This window comes from Bradyrhizobium sp. CCGUVB14, from assembly GCF_024199935.1.
Taxonomy (GTDB): domain Bacteria; phylum Pseudomonadota; class Alphaproteobacteria; order Rhizobiales; family Xanthobacteraceae; genus Bradyrhizobium.
This window is the reverse complement of sequence record NZ_JANADS010000001.1, coordinates 6,216,323-6,231,749: the sequence shown is the minus strand read 5'-3', so window position 1 is coordinate 6,231,749 and position 15,427 is coordinate 6,216,323. Positions and strand designations below refer to the sequence as shown.

Genomic DNA, 15,427 nt, shown 5'->3' with positions numbered 1-15,427 from the left:
TCCATTTCAATCCAGAAATGAAATCGTAGTATCATAATAACATTTGGATTTGATGATACCAAATCAACCGGTTCAGCTCGCCACTCTGATGGTGCTTGGTCGATCGTTGGAGCGATTATGATACTGGTAACAGGCGGCGCAGGTTATATTGGTTCGCACACATGCGTCGAGCTCCTGAAAGCCGGCCGAGACATCATCGTGGTCGATAACCTGAGCAACTCGAGTCAAGTTTCTCTCCGCCGGGTCGAACAGATATGCGGCCGGTCGTTGCAGTTTCGGGAAGGTGACATTCGGGACCGCGCTTTGCTGAAGGACTTGATGCGGACCCATAAGGTCAGCGCAGTGATCCATTTTGCAGGTTTGAAGGCGGTCGGCGATTCCGTCCAGGAGCCGGTGGCCTACTACGATAACAATGTCGGCGGTACCCTTCAGCTCCTCGCAGCGATGCAGGAGGTCGGCGTGAAGAAGATCGTCTTCAGTTCGTCGGCCACCGTCTACGGCGAGCCAAACAGGCTGCCACTCGGTGAGGATCACCCGTTGTCGGCCACGAATCCCTATGGTCGCAGCAAGCTGATGATCGAGGAGATACTGCGCGATCAGTTTGTCGCGACGCCCGACTGGTCGATCGCAATCCTGCGCTATTTCAATCCAGTCGGTGCGCACGAGAGCGGGTTGATTGGGGAGAGTCCCGTGGGGGTGCCGAACAATCTGCTGCCTTACGTAGCCCAAGTCGCCGTCGGTCGCAGAGAGTACCTCAACGTCTGGGGAAAGGATTACGCGACGCCGGATGGCACGGGGGTCCGCGACTACATTCACGTGGTCGATCTTGCGGTTGGCCATCTCATGGCGTTGAACAAGTTGCAGTCTCCACAAATCACGACGGTGAACCTGGGAACCGGGACGGGGACAAGCGTCTTGGAGATCGTGGAGGCCTTTTCGAAAGCAAGCGGCCGGGATATTCCCGTGATGTTTGGTCCGCGCCGCCCCGGTGACGTCGCATCCTCCTATGCAGATGCCACCGTCGCCGAATGGCTGCTCGGCTGGAAAGCAAAACGGTCGATCATGGAAATGTGCATCGACCATTGGCGCTGGCAACAATCGAACCGGGATGGTTACGGTGCTGAGGCCTCCTAAATCATTGGCGTGATCAGCCGATCAACGAAATCGTTGACGTGCTGCCGCTGGTCCATGCCCCCGCGCGAGTGCCCACCGCGGAAGACGCCTTGCGACAGTATGCGTCCGGCGGCAACTGTCGCATGAGGTCACGTCCTCGGAGATGGCTTGGTCGTGCAAAGCCGTCCGCACGCGCGCTCGGTGGAAGTTCCCGATTCACCATATTGTCGCGGCACTATGCAAAGTACTCACGACAATGAAGAAATGGAGGACGTTTTGATCCTGTCTATGGCCATGCGCAGAACATTGCTCGTGCTCTTGATCTTCTCCGCCGGAATCGCCTCGTACAATTGGAATTTGTTCCGCGTCGCGGATCCATCGTTCTTCGCGCAAACGAATGCTGATTCAGAGGAGTTGATTCTGGATGGAATTCTGCACGGTGAAAATGGTACCCCGATGATTGGGCGGTATAACAGGCTAATCGACATTTCGCCCGGTATCGAGCGGAAGCTTTATGTTGATCGGGATACGTCTGGAGAATTCCGCCGATACACGTCGCAATTCGGAATGCAGTATTATTTCTTCTTCCATTTCTCAAAATATGTCAGCCGTGACTACCGGGTCATGCAATTGGTGGCTTCCGCTCTCATGGCAGCGGTCGTCTGCGGCTTCTTTGTCGGCATCGCGTCGATCTCAACCGATACGCTCGGGCTTGCGTTTGCATTACCGTTGTTGATTTCCCCATGGGTCGCGGCATTCGCAGCAAACCTATACTGGGTCGAATTCACGTGGTTTCTTCCGGCGTTGATCGCGCTCTTGATGGGCGGCCGAGCGTGCCTCTCTCTACGTTGGTTCGCGCTGCTCTGCATCCTTATGTTCGCGAGCTTCCTGTTAAGGCTCTTGAGCGGCTACGAGTTCGCCTCCACGGTCGTTCTCGCAAGTTTCGTATTCTTGCTCCTGCACGGCCTTCGAGAGCGCGTTTCGGCGTGGCGCATTCTGGCGCTCGTTGTTGCAGTCGGGTGCATATCGTTGCTGGCGTTCGCGACGGCGGTCATGCTTCATGCGCGAGTGATCGGACCCGACATGGCGTCCGGCTTGGGCCAGGTCACCGAAGTCGCCGCGAAACGCTTGTCGGCCAAGTATTGCGACGAGGCATGTATCAAGGCCGCATGCGCAACGGAATTCGAGGGTGCCAAATCCGCCGAAGAGAAGACAGGGATCTGTGTCGGACGACTACGGGCATCTCTCAGCGCATCCGTTTACAAGATAATCCCAAGGTATTTGCTGATGCAGCATTTTGTGCCGTGGATCGATTATTTTTCTGACATGTCCGAGGAAAAAAAGAGCGAGATCAGTGCGCTCGCGCACGAGCTTAAGATTGCAATCGCATCTCACAGCATGCAAGGCGTGGTGCGCATCGCGGACGGCATGAACCGATCCTTGATAGTGTCCATCGCCTCAGCCGGGATCAGCGTGCTCGCGTTTCTGGCGTTCAACCTCGCGGTCTTTCATACCTTGGTGAAGCGTCGATCGAGCCTCTCCGCAGTTACCTTGGCAAGCTTCCTATGTTCTGCCTCCTGGTTCGTCTTGGCTAAAGGCCATTCATACATTCATACGCATATCGATTTCGTTTTGTGGTACTTGCTATACATTCCTCTCGGACTGGCGAGCATCGTCGATTCAAAATGTCGTCTGTCCGCAAATTGGGGTGAAAAACCTGCGGAGGTATCGAGCGGCAAGCTGCCTCTCGGATCGCTGTGAACGCTCTGCACGAGTGAACAGGGAGACGCGTTGCTTCACGGGACGTAGACGCCCCTGACGACGTCGAATAACTCGCCGAGCATGGCAAGCTTGCCCTTGAAGCCGGCGATCTTCGTGGGGGGCGCTTCGCCGAGGGGATAGCTGCGGCGGACCGGTACCTCGCAGACTTTCATCCCCAACTGACCGGCCCGTGCCGTGAGATAAAACAGCAACTCGTACCGCTGGAATACATCCCGGAAGGGCGCGACCCTGGAATCCAGAAGATAACGACGGGAGTAACCGCGGAAGCCGTTGGTCGTGTCAGTATACCAATGCCGTCCGGCGAAGCTCAGCAGTGGCGCGTGGATGCAGCGGTTCGCGAGGGTGCGTTCCAGGGGCGTATTCTCTGCCTTGCCGCCTGGAAGATATCGAGAGCCCTGGACATAATCGTAACCCTCGGCGAGTTTGGTGCACATCGAGGCGATCGCTTCCGCGCCATCCTTGCCGTTGCCATCCATCGTGATGATTCCCTCGTAACCTTCGTCGAGGCACCAAGCGTAAGCCATTCTCAACTGTGCGCTGAGTTTACCCGGCCCAGTCTTGACCAACACGGCGCGGACGGGAAGGGCCGAAACAAATTCCGCATTGACCGAACTGTCCGTGGAGCCTCCATCGGCAACGATCACATCGACGGGGGGAGCGACGTCCGCGATCATCCGTAGCTGGCGGCGTATTCGTTCGCCCTCGTTGATCACGGGAATGACCAGCGCGTGGCGGCTTCGCTTGGGATTGTAGAGATGGATGTCGAAGGCGGGAACTTGGCGAGCCGTCGATGGCTCCTGCGTAATGACTTCCATTCCGTTTTGGACCTCTCGACACCGTGCTGGAACCTGAGCGCCGCGTTCCATCAGACTGTCCAGCAGCGTGACGACACGCGGCGATACACCATGAAACGGCTAAGTAGATAATTCACAACAAATGAGACGCCGGCCGCCGCGATCAGCACGGCAAAGCGCGACGCTAGGCTCGCCGCCCACGGCGATAGCGAAGAGGCGACGAGAACGCGTACGCAGAGGACGAGGACGGCCGACATCAGGTAGAGCGACGCTCGATGCGCCGAGAGCGCGCGTCCTTTCTCGCGGAACGTCCAGAGCTCGTGGCAGACATAGTTGAACAACGCTCCGACGAAGAAGCCAGCGGCCACTCCCGCCGCCATGGGCAGGCCGAGAGCCGCGGTGACGCCGAAGGCCGTCGTTAGGTCCACGGCTAGTCCAGTGACGATCACGGCCGCGAAACGCAGCATTTCCCAAGATGGAAACGCCAGGATCTTCATGACCAGCTTTCGGCCGCGGCGCGCAGGCGGACGACACACGCCTTCAGTGTCTTAAGACCATCCGCAACGGCTTTCATTTCGATCGATACGGCGCGATCGTACTCAATGTCGGCGAGGGCATCGAGCAGGGAGTGTGCGTCGGCTTCACTTACCGGTGAGGGCGCTAGATTCGCAGCAGAGACGTGGACGTGGGATATGTAGGCCGCGGCTTCAGCAACGCTGGCGGCGACGTCGTCGTAGCCATCCGTCATGTACAGTGCGCCCGTGTCGAAGTTCAGCGTCACTGCCGGATGACCAATCTTGCGAACTGCGGCGATCGTCTCGTCGACGGTGGTCATGAAGTTCGTGCCGTAGCCCACAGCGTTGGGTTCCATCGCCAGCCGCGTTCCGTTTGCGGCTGCGAGATCGCCCAGCGGGCAGAACGCGTCCCTCACGCGGCCCGTCACGTCGTCCTCCGAGAGGCCTGGGGGCACGATGCGCTGTTTCGGTGATCCGACGACGAGATTGGGGATGCCGAGGCGTCCGGCGAACTCGATCGCGCGTGCAAGGCCGGTATCGAAACGTTCCCGACCTGACGGAGAGCCGAACAGATCCGCGCCATCGACACCGAAAAGCAGCGACTGGGCGGAAACCAACTCCAGACCGAACCGTTCGAATTCGGCGACGCGCGAGCTCACCGCCTGCACGGACGGGGCAAAGGGATCTTTCTCTTCGGCGAACAGCAGGCTCGGCGCAATTTCGAGGCCGGAGAAGCCGTGGTCGCGAAGGACCGCGTAAGCGTCTAATCGCTCGGCGTAGAGCCAAGCGATGTTGGAAACGGCAAACTTCACGACACCGCGCCTTTCTCGAAGAAGATTTTGAGATCGCGCAGCACACCCGCGGAGTTGACGAGGTATGGGTCCTTCGAGTCCCACAAGGTCGCGTGACGCGTTCGCATGTCCTCATGATGGAGAGGAGCGGTTCTGCCGTCGAAGGGGCGCCCGGTCAGCGTCTGGTGGATGTCGCGGGCCCGCAACGGCTCTGGAGCGAGATGGACGATTGGCAATTCGTTCGCGACGACGACTTCGATGTCCCGCCAAAGGCGATCGAGGCCGTAGTACTGGAAGGTGCTGTCGGCATGGGTGAAGTGTACCGCGGTGAAGCCGGCGTCGAAGAGGGCGTCCGTCAACGCGATCCGGCCGGTGCCGACGAGCGGCTTGCGGTCGCAGCGCAGCATTCCCAATGCTGCATCGTGGTGATAGACGGCGCGCAGAACCGCAGCTGCCGGCCCGGGAAGGCGATCGCTCAGTTCGGCGAATTTCGCTTCGGTGAGGAACGAGGGGATTGGGTTGGCGATGTCGAAGATGAAATTCTTTTTCAGGCCGACGCCGTAGAGTGCCGGCAGGCGCAGGATGTGTATCTTTGGAAACAGCGCCGCCGCCGCTTCTTCAAGGAAACGACGATTGGAGCCGTAGGCTTTGTTCGCCTCGAAGCGGTTGGCGTCTTCATCGAGGCCGGTTGGCTCGGCGAGCGTGGCGATGGTCGAAATCAGCACGAAACGCTCGGCGGTGACTTTCTCAAGATGGGACAGCAGCCTGCGGATATTGGCCAGGTCGCCGTCCGGGTCCTTGTTGGCGGCCCACATCGACGCGGGCGCGGCGGCGCAGACTACCAGTTCGTACCGCTTGCCCTCGATATCGGAGATATTTTGCGAGTTGAAGCGGGCCGAGAACTCGTGGGCCAGAAGGAGATTTGTTCCGACGAACCCGGTATGACCAATTAGTGCGTTTGCCATTCGCTCTCCGCGCCTTGCGCCGCTTTCAAATCCAGATCCGCAAGCCAGGACCTCACATTGTCCAAACGAGCTATGCACCGATTGCCGTCTGAACCTCGTTGATTTCCGTAGACGTCGATTGCGACAGGACGTTTACCCGTGCGTCGCCGAGCCCAACCGGACTGTGCTTCTCATATATGACGGCGTAGTCGCTCGTCCCCCGTTGCTCCTCGAGCAAACGACTGAGGTATTCGCTGATGAAAGCGAGAATGACGAACAACAGCATGAACTGCACTGACAAGAAGAGGACCGTCGTCGTCCAACCTTCGACCACGCCGCGCTTCAAGAGGCGGACGAGCAAAACGTAGACAGCAAAGGAAAAGCCCAGAAAGCTTCCTAGCAGCCCGACGCCCGACATCCACCGCAGAGGTCGTGACGAATTGAAGACGAGCAGGCGCAGAAATCTCCTGGCCGCGCGGAACAGCGATCGCTGCCGATGCACGTCGACTTTGGTTTCATAAACCAGCGCTTCTGACGAGTAGCCGGTCTTCTGGAGGCGTTGGGCAAATTGATGGTGGAACCGACCGGTTTCGATGACAGCGTTGATCGCTCGCCGGCTCACGCAACGAAATCCAGTCGCATTCGCCGGGATTTGGTAATCGATTGCGGCGAGCAGTCGGCTGGCCAAGCTGCGCGTCAAACCATAGAGCGGCGGCAGCGGGCGGCTGTTGACGCCAATGATGATGTCGGTCCCCTTCTGACAGGCGACGACCCCATCGCTGATCGACTGCAGGCGGTCGACGATCGGATCAAAAATGACAACGAAATCGCCGATGGCGTTGTCGATCCCAGCGCTGCAGGCGACTTCGTAGTCCACCGCGTAGGCCAGTTGAATGAGGCGAAGTCCCGGTGTTGTGGCAAGAATATCGGCGAGGCGGGCGTCGACGAGACGCCGCGCCGGTCCTTGTACGATCAGGATGAGCTCATAATCCGAATACCGCGTATTAAGTTCGTCCCATACCGCCGCCACGCCGCTCCTCAAAGAGTCATCCGGGCGCTCGACGATGATGATGACGGAAACGAAGGCGTCACTTTTCACCGCTGCGTGCTCCCGGTTCGTGTCACGAGGCCCTGCGCTTCAATGACTGAAATCACATCGTAGACATTGTCGATCTTGCCCCCGAGTATGCTGTGCAACCCCGGGAGGCCGTGATTGGGACGGAAGAGGATTGGCCTGGAGTCATCGGTTTCACTCCGGGGCAACACGGTCTTGACTTCCCACAGCGAGTCTTCATGGCGGCAGTCACCGAGGATGGGCATGTGCCGAGCGGCGTCGCGGCGCATGAATTCCCAGGAGCTAGCAGACGGCTTCGCGGTCCAGAGCCTGGTCGGATCACCACCTGGTTCCTCGAAGCACTCGTAGCGAGGCGTGTATCGCACGTGACTGAATGAATGCCGCGCCAGCGGAGGAAACGGCATCACCGAGAAGAATGGACCACACATCACGGTGACCCCGACGTTCTGGAGCACCTCGGGAACCTGAACGATGCACATCTCGGTCATTTCGTGCTTGAGTGCGATCGCGGGAAGCGCAGAATTAGTCAGCAAATGATTGATGTTGGAATAAGCGCAATTGAATATCTGATCGGCTATGACGTCCTCGGTCGAGCCATCGGCATTTCGAATGGTCGCTGCCAGGCGGTCCCTTTCGATGCGCACCTTCTCGACTGTGGTCTGCAGCCGCCATTCGACGCCGGCCGACGCGATGCGGCGGTGCATGACTGACCGCAGAGCGTCGGCGTTGAAGGCGTATTCCACAGCAGAGAAACATGCCTCGATGAAATTCGGATTGGTCAGGCTCCGCAGCCAGTTCGGAGCAACTTCGTATGGTGCCCCGATCCTCTCGCAAAATTTCGCGAACTGCGCTGGGGTCACTTTGCCGAGTTTCGAGCCGATCAGATAGAACGAGTGAAAATCGGAAACAACACAATCCCGAAACTCGGCCACGAAACGAGGGAACGATACACGAGATCTCAGCGCGGTCAGAACGCTTCGCGGATAATGGTAGCCGTTGTGAACCCTGGCCTGGTTGTTATGTGACGCTCGCCGCATGAAATCGGGCTCGCGCTCGCAAAGCAGGACCGCATGGCCATTTAGGGCAAGAAATTCGGATAGATACAAACCGAAGAATCCTCCGCCCACTACTACGAACTGCTGCCGGCGCACGCTCTAGTCCCTACATCCATGCTTCACTCGGCTTGGCCTCGAAATGTGGCTCATCCCAGCCTGAAAGCGCTCGCTCTTCGCGGACAATCAATCCGTCGTTGGCCTCGTCCGCGATGTCGTGCTGCTTCACTCCGCCGCGCGCGGAAGCGGCCATGCGTCCTCTCGTCGAAGTGGAATTGCAAATTCAGGGGTGATCCGCGCGCGCAACTTGATCCCGAACTTGAAATAGATCGTAACGAAACAGATCGTAACGAAGTTATTGTGAACCAACAGCGAGCCATCGCCTATTCCGAACAGGCAGGCCGCCAGGAACAGTGCAAAAAAGATCACGACGAACGACCGGCGAGACCTGCAGGCCGCCGAGCAGGTGCCGATGAGACCGAACAACACAATCAGCAGCAGCGAAAGCAAACCGGGTGCGCCCGCCGCTATGCCGACATCGAGAAATGAATTGTGGAAGTTCGGGGCACGGAAGTAGTCATCCAGGGCCCACAACCGTTCGGCCGGGCCGTCTTCTACAAAGAAGCCGGAGTAGCCGTACCCGGTGAGCAGGCGGTCATAGAAGAATCCAGGCCATTGCTCCCACAGGGTCGTCCGCCCGGTCAGATCAGACGAGCGGTCCAGCGCTCCGAACAGCAGGTCTGATTGGACATACAGCAACGTCGCCATGACGATGGAAGTGAACGCGCTGAGATAGAAGAGGTATGTCCTGTTTCTTATGAGCGCCCACAGACACAGCGAGACGTCGAGCGTCACCAAGGTCACCACGATCCCGTTCGCCGATCCGCTGAGAAGGAGAAAAAGAAGGCTCGTCGCAGCGCCCAGCAAGTTCCATTGCCAGGAAACCCGCGATGCAAAGATCAGCAACGTGTAGAAAATGAATGAGATGCTGAATGTCATTGCCGCCTGCTGTTTGTGTGAAAACAGGCCGGCGTAGGCTATAGAGCCGATAAGGGTTTCCCGTTCGGCCAGATCAGCTTCGTAAGTCGTATTCACGATTGGGCTCAAGGAATGGATGATGATCACGATGGGCAAGACGTAGGTTAGCGTGACAATCATCTGGCGCGGAGAAAAGCGAGACGCCATCCATGCGCAAAACGTTACGGTGGCAAACAGCAGCACGAGACGTGGCCAGGAATGAGATTCGATGAGTTCGGGCAGCAGGTGCGCAAAGAGTAAGACCAGCATCGGCCAATGCGTCGTGAATACCGTTAGAACACCGCGGAAGTGCATGCCGACGAACAAGGCCAATACCAGGTATCCAGCTGCCCATAACGCCCCGTACACAACGGACTCGCCGGCTGCGACGAATGTTTCGCCAGCAGGGTCCGGCAAGAATGCGACGTATACCACTCCGGAAGAAAAGACGAGCAGGGCAGTGGCGAAATACATCTCGAGCCTGGATGCTTGGTCGCGGCCTCTCATCCGGTTGTTTCCAGCAAATTCCCACTCGCAGGCATGGTCGCCTTTCAGCATCGTTTCGGCGCCTGTTCTGGGTTTCCATCAGGCTTGATCGAGCGCCGGCGAGCGTAGTCGGTAATGTTATCAACATGATGACCCGCCGTGCGCGTTTGAAGCCCTATCATGGTGATAAGATATAACGTCATGATACTGTAAAGCTATCATGTCAGTGGGGGGAGGGGTGACTGCGAGTGGTTCCCTGCGAGCGCAACGGAATCTGGACTCTGCAAACATGGATACCCGAACGCACTTGCACGAGAGAGGGGCTGATCTGTCCGAGCGCGAGCTGGCGGGCCTATCCGTGTCCATTTCCGACCTCGTCGAGCGGATCAGCGGCTTTCTCCGGCGCCGCTACATGATATTCGCGATCGTGACCGGGCTCGCTACCGGCATTGGTCTTGTCTATCTGTTGACGGCTCCGGCCGAGTACACCGCCCATGCGGTGCTGATGATCGACTCCAGCAAGCTGCGGGCGCTGCAGCCCTCACCGGCCGATGTCCCGCTTGACACCGCCCAGGTGGAATCCCAGGTCGAGTTGCTCAAGTCCGACAAGGTCGCCAAGTCCGTCGTCAGGGACCTGCACCTCATGGACGATCCTGAATTCGTGCGGGCAGGGCTCTGGCGCCCGCTCTTGACGCCCTCCATTTGGCTGTTCGGCGGCGACGACATGCGGGGCCCGGACCATTCGGAAGACGAGCGCATTGCGGTTGCTCTCGACAGCTTCCTTCGTCGGCGTGCTATCACCCGTGTCGGGCGGAGCTACGCGCTGGACGTTGCCTTCACCTCGCGGCGCCCGGCCCAGGCAGCCGAGATTGCCAATGCCATTGTTGAGGCCTACATCGTCGATCAGCTTGACGCGAAATACGAGGCGACGCGACGAGCCAGTAAATGGCTCGAAGAGCGAATGACTGAGCTCCGGACGCAGGCCACCGCCGTCGATCGCGCGGTTCTCGACTACAAGCAAAACAACAATATCGTCGACATTGGGATCGCCTCCTCGCCAGGCGGCGCGAGCACAAGCATGCGCGCCCTCGAGGAGCAGCAGCTGGGGGACCTGGCAAGCCAGCTGAGCGCCGCTCGCGTGGCGAGCAGCGATGCGAAGACGCGGGTCGATCGCATCCAGGAGATATTGAAGCAGGATATCCCTGACGCGGGGGTGGCGGAATCGATCAAGAGCGAAGTCGTCATCCGGTTGCGCAACCAGTACCTCGACCTCGCCGCGCGGGAGGGACTCTTGTCGACCCGTTATGGCAATGACCATCAGGCCACGATCAATCTACGCGAACAAATGTACCAGATCCGCCAGTCGATCGGGGCCGAGCTTCGCCGCATCGCGGAGAGCAACACGAGCGATTACGAGATCGCAAAGGCTCGGGAGGAAACGCTCAAGACCAAGCTCGCCGACATGGTGTCGGACGCCCGCACGACCAGTCGCGAGCGGATCGGTCTACGGGAGCTCGAAACCAACGCTCAAGCCTATCACAGCATCTACGACAACTTTCTGACGCGCTACATGGAAGCGATTCAACAGCAGTCGTTCCCGATCACCGAGGCCCGCCTCGTCAGCCCGGCGAACCCGCGAGCGCCAAAAAGCGGGCCGAAGACGTTCTCCGTGCTGGGGGGCTCTATCCTCGTTGGGCTCTGGTTGAGCGTCATCGTTGCCGTTGTATGGGAAGTGCTTGATCGCGTATTTCGTACGACCCGGCAGGTGCATGAGATCTTGCAGACGAGCTGCCTCGCCGTCGTGCCGCGGTTGATGCCCGGTGTGCAGCCGCACCCGCGTCGGCGCTGGCGCGTGCCATGGCCCAAGGCCGCAGAAGCGGGAAATCATCCGCCGCCCCGACGAGGCGAATTTTTCCGGTTCGTCGTCTTTGCGCCGTTGTCGCCATTTGCGAACGCGATCAGATCGATCAAGGTGGCAGCGGATATCGGCAGACGCGGCCAGCCCTGCAAGGTCATCGGTGTCACGTCGACCTACGCGGCGGAAGGAAAGTCGACGGTGGCGAGCAATCTTGCCGAACTGATCGCCCAGGCTGGTAAGAAGGTCATTTTGATAGATATCGATGTGCGCAACCCGTCGTTGAGCCGCGTCGCCGGTGCACAGGAGGGGAACGGACTGCTGGAGGTCCTGGACGGAAGGGTCGAGCTCGACGATGCGGTGCGCACCGATGCAACGACTGGGCTGGCGTTTCTCCCGGCCATTGTTGGCTCCCCGCTCGCGCCGTCGCGGGAGGTTCTCGCCTCGGAGTCGTTCAGGATGCTGATTGCACGCCTGCGGGAGCAGTTCGATACCATTATCGTCGACCTGCCTCCGCTGGGGCCTGTCACGGAAGTGCGCGCGAGCGCCAGCCTCGTCGACTCCTATGTCTACGTAATAGAGTGGGGACGGACCAGCCTGGTGGCCGTTCGACAGCAGATGTTGGCGGCGCCCGAGGTTCACGACCGGCTGCTGGGAGCGGTTCTCAACAAGGTCGACATGAACGCATTTCGCCGCCACGAACATCACGTGGTCGGGTACTACGCGCAATCCGACTACGCCCACTGAGCAACCGACGATCGAGTAGCGTCACATTGAAGCACAGCAGTCGCTGTACGCAAATCAACCGATCGCGCCCGTCGCTGCGTTGCTCGTTCGAGCGCTTTGTGTCTCGCCAATATCGAACTCTGACACGGTTCTCCGGAAAGCAGCCCGGCTTGTCGCATACCTGTTCCAAAGGCCGGTTAAGGACTGCCTCATCGGCCAACGCGGTCGTGGGGGAGCAATGATGCTGACGAGTGCCTTGCGCGTCGCCGGTCGATGGAAAGGCCGCGCGCTGTTCGCGCTCGTTGATCAGGGCTGTGTGAGCCTGTCGAATTTCCTCTTCACGATCGTGCTGGCCAACCACGTTTCCTTGGAAAGTTTTGGCTACTACAGCATTGCCTGGACGACCTCGATATTGGCCGAGACCGTGACGGGCGCGCTGATTAACGACGCCTTGCCGGCATTCGCCAGTACGCGGGTGCGTGGCCCGCGTGGGGACTTCAGGAGCGCGGTCGCGTGGATCAGCATAGCATTGGGCGGATTGACGAGCGTTGCCGTCGCCGCCGCGGGCATCACGATCTTGTATTGGTCGCCGGAGCTCGGCGCAATTCTGCTTTGCCTGGCCGTCGTAAATCCGGTTCAGCGCTTCCAATCATTTGTTCGTCGTCTCTGCTACATCGAAGATCGCGTTGACATCGCCGCACTGAGCGGCGTGAGTTACGCGTTAACGATTTTCGGGCTCCTCGCATGTCTCGTTCTGCTTGACCGGCTTACGCCGGTGATGGCGATTTTCGTTTGGGCGGCGGCCAGCATTCCAGCTGTGATTTTTGGTGTCGCGGCCCGGATATCGCCGGTCGATGTCGTCTCGCGTGCAGCCATCTATGAGGTGGCTCGCGACGTGTTTCGGTCCAGCCGTTGGTTGCTGGGCGCGTCTTTGATCTCCTGGGTCGGCAGCCAGGGTGTCATTCCGCTTGTGGCGACGTTTGCCGGGCCAGCCGCTGGAGGAGCCCTGCGTGCGCTGTTCAACATCGTCACACCGGTCAGTCAGATCAACGTTGCCATAAATCAGTTGACCGTGCCGCGGCTTGCCGAAGCTGCGACCCGATCGGATGGCCACGCCATGCGCAAGCGCGTATCGGCCGTGACGGCAGTGTTCGTGCTTCTCGCATCCGGATTTTCGATCATTCTTGTCGGATGGCCTGTCCAGGTCCTGGAATTCTTCTACAGGAGAGCCGAGATCGTCGCCGCTGCTCCTTTGATGTGGCCGTTTGCAATCTTGGTCGTGACCGAAGCCGTCAACCAGGGCATGGCGGGAGCGCTGCTGGCGCTGAACCGGACGCGCGCTATTATGTTTGTCCGGGCCGCAGGCTTGATCGCATTCCTCGGCTCGGCGTTGATCCTGCAATGGGAGTCAGGGTTGACCGGAGTCGTTTGGGGGCTTGTCGTTGCCAGCGTGGTGACCGCTATGATCTCGGGTCAGGAAGTGCTGAGAGCGACGCGCTGAAATTTTACGATCTGCCCAAGGTCAACGTTCCTGCCAAGGTTGATCTCTACGAATTTCGACGTCATGAATCCACCACGCCGAATATGATCGGCTTGGATGTTATTGATCGCTGACGATGTTCTGAGCGTTAGTAGCGCCGTTCCGACAGCGCCCGAGACGGCTGATTAGCCGTGGCTCATCTTGCCCGCTTGGCCGGCGCGGATAATCGATGCCGGCGTGACCGCGCTCGGTCTATGCTATGGTATGCCCGGAGCCTGACGCTCGATATCGTACTGATAGTTGATGTGATCGCCCGACGCATATCGAGGCGAGCATGCGTCGCGAAACGGGCTCGCAACGGTTTTAAGTGGCCTGTCTGGCATTTTGACCCTGGTTGCTCGGCTTGTCGCCTCATGTACCCCGTGCGAGCGATCGCAGCGCCAAGGTCGCCATGCGACGAATAGCTGGTCCAGGGGTATCGTCGGCCTATTGAAAAGGTTTACGATTTGCGATTACTAGCTCTTGGTGGGCAAGAATCGGCCGGAGAGGGCCACTATATGGTTGGCAAAAGGCATGCCTCGGAGGAGATTTCGGCCAAGCTGGCCCAGGCAGATCAACTCGTGGCCAGAGGCAAGACTCAGCGCGAAATATCGAAAGCTCTTGGCGTGAGTGTCATGACCTATCACCGCTGGAAGAAGATGATCAAATCTCCTGATGCGGGGGCGGATGACGCAGACATCGACATCATGAGCAGCGTGGGTGGACCGCGCGATGCCTCGTCTGGCGATACGATCAAGCGGCTGGAGCTCGAAAACGCCCAATTGCGACGTCTTGTTACTGACATGTTGCTGGAGAAGCTGAAGTACGAAGAGGAACTTCGTGCACGGCATGAGCCGCGGCCTCGGCGTCCCGAGAAGGGCTGAAACTTGATCCGCACCTGGAGGGCCGCGTTCGCGCTTTAGGGCTTGATCCCCAACGGGGGAGGCAGGGGGTAGGGCGAGGGCGCAACCGGACTCGCTACCGCGGTCGCCGGCTTGGTCTGGCCGGCGCCGTAGGACACCCAGACATTCGGGTCGTCGGCGCTCTGCCGTGACAGATAACGGTAGCTGGTCTCGTACCAGAACAGGATTTCCGGGGTCTGGTTGTCGAGGATCATTTCGCCGCGGTCGGACCGGACGGTCAGCACCGCGTGACGCGTCTTCTCCTGGCCGCGCTCCTCGACGATGGTGATCAGCAAGGCGCCCTGTGGCCAACCGGCCTTGGCGAGCAGCCGGCGTTTGAGCAGAACCATGTCCTCGCAATCGCCTCGGTCGAGCGGGTAGGCCCAACGTTCAGCTTTTCCGTAGAGCTCGGAATCGCTAGTCCAGGTCACACGGTCGTTGACGTATTTGTTGATCTCGTAAAGCTGCTGGAGCAGATCCGGCGTGAGGGTCACCTCGCGCGCCTGATCGGCCAAGGGCTTGCATTCGTCGGTATCTGCGGCGCAGAGCTGCAACCATCCGCCGGGCGCCTTCGTCGGCCCGCCGATCGCGGCGAACAGCGCCGGACGGGCAAGGAAGGCGCGAGCCGGGAGAGCATCCAACGCGAAGACGGCGGCTACGGCAATCGCGGCAAGTGTCCATGCGCGAAGCCGTGTGGCGGCGGTCCGCCCGTTCATGCAGAATCTCGTCATGCCCGTTCCCCATCAGATTCCGAATGGAAGGCTGGCAGAGACAGCTCGCGATCCCGCTAAGCGATTGCTTCAAATTGAATGGATCTCCGCGAAAGCAGCCTCGCGGGGGCGCCATGGTGTGATTT

General features: G+C 59.3%; 14 protein-coding genes. 5 read left to right on the top strand and 9 right to left on the bottom strand.

The window, feature by feature from the left end; translation table 11 throughout:
- The first annotated feature begins 114 nt into the window (after positions 1 to 114).
- Together galE and NLM32_RS29270 are read left to right on the top strand one after the other, a co-directional pair.
- Positions 115 to 1,134, top strand: coding sequence for a UDP-glucose 4-epimerase GalE (gene galE, locus NLM32_RS29275; RefSeq protein WP_254135445.1), 1,020 nt, complete (start codon positions 115 to 117; stop codon positions 1,132 to 1,134).
- A 147-nt stretch (positions 1,135 to 1,281) separates the two neighbouring features.
- Positions 1,282 to 2,874: a hypothetical protein gene (locus tag NLM32_RS29270; protein WP_254132235.1), complete on the top strand. Its 1,593-nt coding sequence runs from the start codon at positions 1,282 to 1,284 to the stop codon at positions 2,872 to 2,874.
- Positions 2,875 to 2,909: 35 nt separating this feature from the next.
- Here NLM32_RS29270 and NLM32_RS29265 read toward each other — a convergent pair whose 3' ends face one another.
- The 8 genes from NLM32_RS29265 to NLM32_RS29230 form a co-directional block, all read right to left on the bottom strand.
- Complete coding sequence (locus NLM32_RS29265) at positions 2,910 to 3,710, bottom strand: glycosyltransferase family 2 protein (protein ID WP_254132234.1); 801 nt, start codon at positions 3,708 to 3,710, stop codon at positions 2,910 to 2,912.
- 50 nt (positions 3,711 to 3,760) lie between these two features.
- Positions 3,761 to 4,186, bottom strand: coding sequence for a GtrA family protein (locus NLM32_RS29260; RefSeq protein WP_254132233.1), 426 nt, complete (start codon positions 4,184 to 4,186; stop codon positions 3,761 to 3,763).
- Positions 4,183 to 5,016: a sugar phosphate isomerase/epimerase gene (locus NLM32_RS29255; protein WP_254132232.1), complete on the bottom strand. Its 834-nt coding sequence runs from the start codon at positions 5,014 to 5,016 to the stop codon at positions 4,183 to 4,185. The genes NLM32_RS29260 and NLM32_RS29255 overlap by 4 nt, the downstream gene beginning before the upstream one ends.
- On the bottom strand, positions 5,013 to 5,960 hold the full coding sequence (locus NLM32_RS29250; RefSeq protein WP_254132231.1) for a hypothetical protein: 948 nt from the start codon (positions 5,958 to 5,960) through the stop codon (positions 5,013 to 5,015). The genes NLM32_RS29255 and NLM32_RS29250 overlap by 4 nt, the downstream gene beginning before the upstream one ends.
- 70 nt (positions 5,961 to 6,030) lie before the next feature.
- Positions 6,031 to 7,038, bottom strand: coding sequence for a hypothetical protein (locus NLM32_RS29245; RefSeq protein ID WP_254132230.1), 1,008 nt, complete (start codon positions 7,036 to 7,038; stop codon positions 6,031 to 6,033).
- A complete protein-coding gene (locus NLM32_RS29240; RefSeq protein ID WP_254132229.1) occupies positions 7,035 to 8,165 on the bottom strand; it encodes an FAD-dependent oxidoreductase in 1,131 nt (376 codons plus the stop codon). The genes NLM32_RS29245 and NLM32_RS29240 overlap by 4 nt, the downstream gene beginning before the upstream one ends.
- 10 nt (positions 8,166 to 8,175) lie before the next feature.
- On the bottom strand, positions 8,176 to 8,319 hold the full coding sequence (locus NLM32_RS29235) for a hypothetical protein (protein ID WP_254132228.1): 144 nt from the start codon (positions 8,317 to 8,319) through the stop codon (positions 8,176 to 8,178).
- Positions 8,292 to 9,641 (bottom strand): O-antigen ligase family protein, encoded by a 1,350-nt coding sequence (locus NLM32_RS29230; protein ID WP_254132227.1) that lies wholly within the window; start codon positions 9,639 to 9,641, stop codon positions 8,292 to 8,294. Before NLM32_RS29230 ends, NLM32_RS29235 begins: the two co-directional genes overlap by 28 nt.
- A 217-nt stretch (positions 9,642 to 9,858) precedes the next feature.
- Between NLM32_RS29230 and NLM32_RS29225 the strand changes: the two genes are divergently transcribed.
- The 3 genes from NLM32_RS29225 to NLM32_RS29215 all read left to right on the top strand — a co-directional run bounded on the left by NLM32_RS29225 (position 9,859) and on the right by NLM32_RS29215 (position 14,553).
- Positions 9,859 to 12,171: a polysaccharide biosynthesis tyrosine autokinase gene (locus tag NLM32_RS29225; protein ID WP_254132226.1), complete on the top strand. Its 2,313-nt coding sequence runs from the start codon at positions 9,859 to 9,861 to the stop codon at positions 12,169 to 12,171.
- Positions 12,172 to 12,388: 217 nt separating this feature from the next.
- Positions 12,389 to 13,651: a lipopolysaccharide biosynthesis protein gene (locus tag NLM32_RS29220; protein ID WP_254132225.1), complete on the top strand. Its 1,263-nt coding sequence runs from the start codon at positions 12,389 to 12,391 to the stop codon at positions 13,649 to 13,651.
- Positions 13,652 to 14,187: 536 nt separating this feature from the next.
- The gene (locus NLM32_RS29215; RefSeq protein ID WP_254132224.1) at positions 14,188 to 14,553 is read left to right on the top strand and encodes a helix-turn-helix domain-containing protein; all 366 of its coding nucleotides are present in this window, start codon (positions 14,188 to 14,190) and stop codon (positions 14,551 to 14,553) included.
- A 35-nt stretch (positions 14,554 to 14,588) separates the two neighbouring features.
- Here NLM32_RS29215 and NLM32_RS29210 read toward each other — a convergent pair whose 3' ends face one another.
- Entirely contained in the window at positions 14,589 to 15,287 is a 699-nt protein-coding gene (locus NLM32_RS29210) for a transglutaminase-like cysteine peptidase (RefSeq protein ID WP_254132223.1), read from the bottom strand.
- Positions 15,288 to 15,427 lie beyond the last annotated feature (140 nt).

Bases quoted from the DNA above. Each gene is read 5' to 3' on its own strand.
- NLM32_RS29250 (WP_254132231.1), bottom strand. From the start codon at position 5,960: ATGGCAAACGCACTAATTGGTCATACCGGGTTCGTCGGAACAAATCTC.
- NLM32_RS29220 (WP_254132225.1), top strand. From the start codon at position 12,389: ATGATGCTGACGAGTGCCTTGCGCGTCGCCGGTCGATGGAAAGGCCGC.
- NLM32_RS29215 (WP_254132224.1), top strand. From the start codon at position 14,188: ATGGTTGGCAAAAGGCATGCCTCGGAGGAGATTTCGGCCAAGCTGGCC.
- NLM32_RS29225 (WP_254132226.1), top strand. From the start codon at position 9,859: ATGGATACCCGAACGCACTTGCACGAGAGAGGGGCTGATCTGTCCGAG.
- NLM32_RS29260 (WP_254132233.1), bottom strand. From the start codon at position 4,186: ATGAAGATCCTGGCGTTTCCATCTTGGGAAATGCTGCGTTTCGCGGCC.
- NLM32_RS29230 (WP_254132227.1), bottom strand. From the start codon at position 9,641: ATGCTGAAAGGCGACCATGCCTGCGAGTGGGAATTTGCTGGAAACAAC.
- NLM32_RS29235 (WP_254132228.1), bottom strand. From the start codon at position 8,319: ATGGCCGCTTCCGCGCGCGGCGGAGTGAAGCAGCACGACATCGCGGAC.
- NLM32_RS29265 (WP_254132234.1), bottom strand. From the start codon at position 3,710: ATGGAAGTCATTACGCAGGAGCCATCGACGGCTCGCCAAGTTCCCGCC.
- NLM32_RS29210 (WP_254132223.1), bottom strand. From the start codon at position 15,287: ATGAACGGGCGGACCGCCGCCACACGGCTTCGCGCATGGACACTTGCC.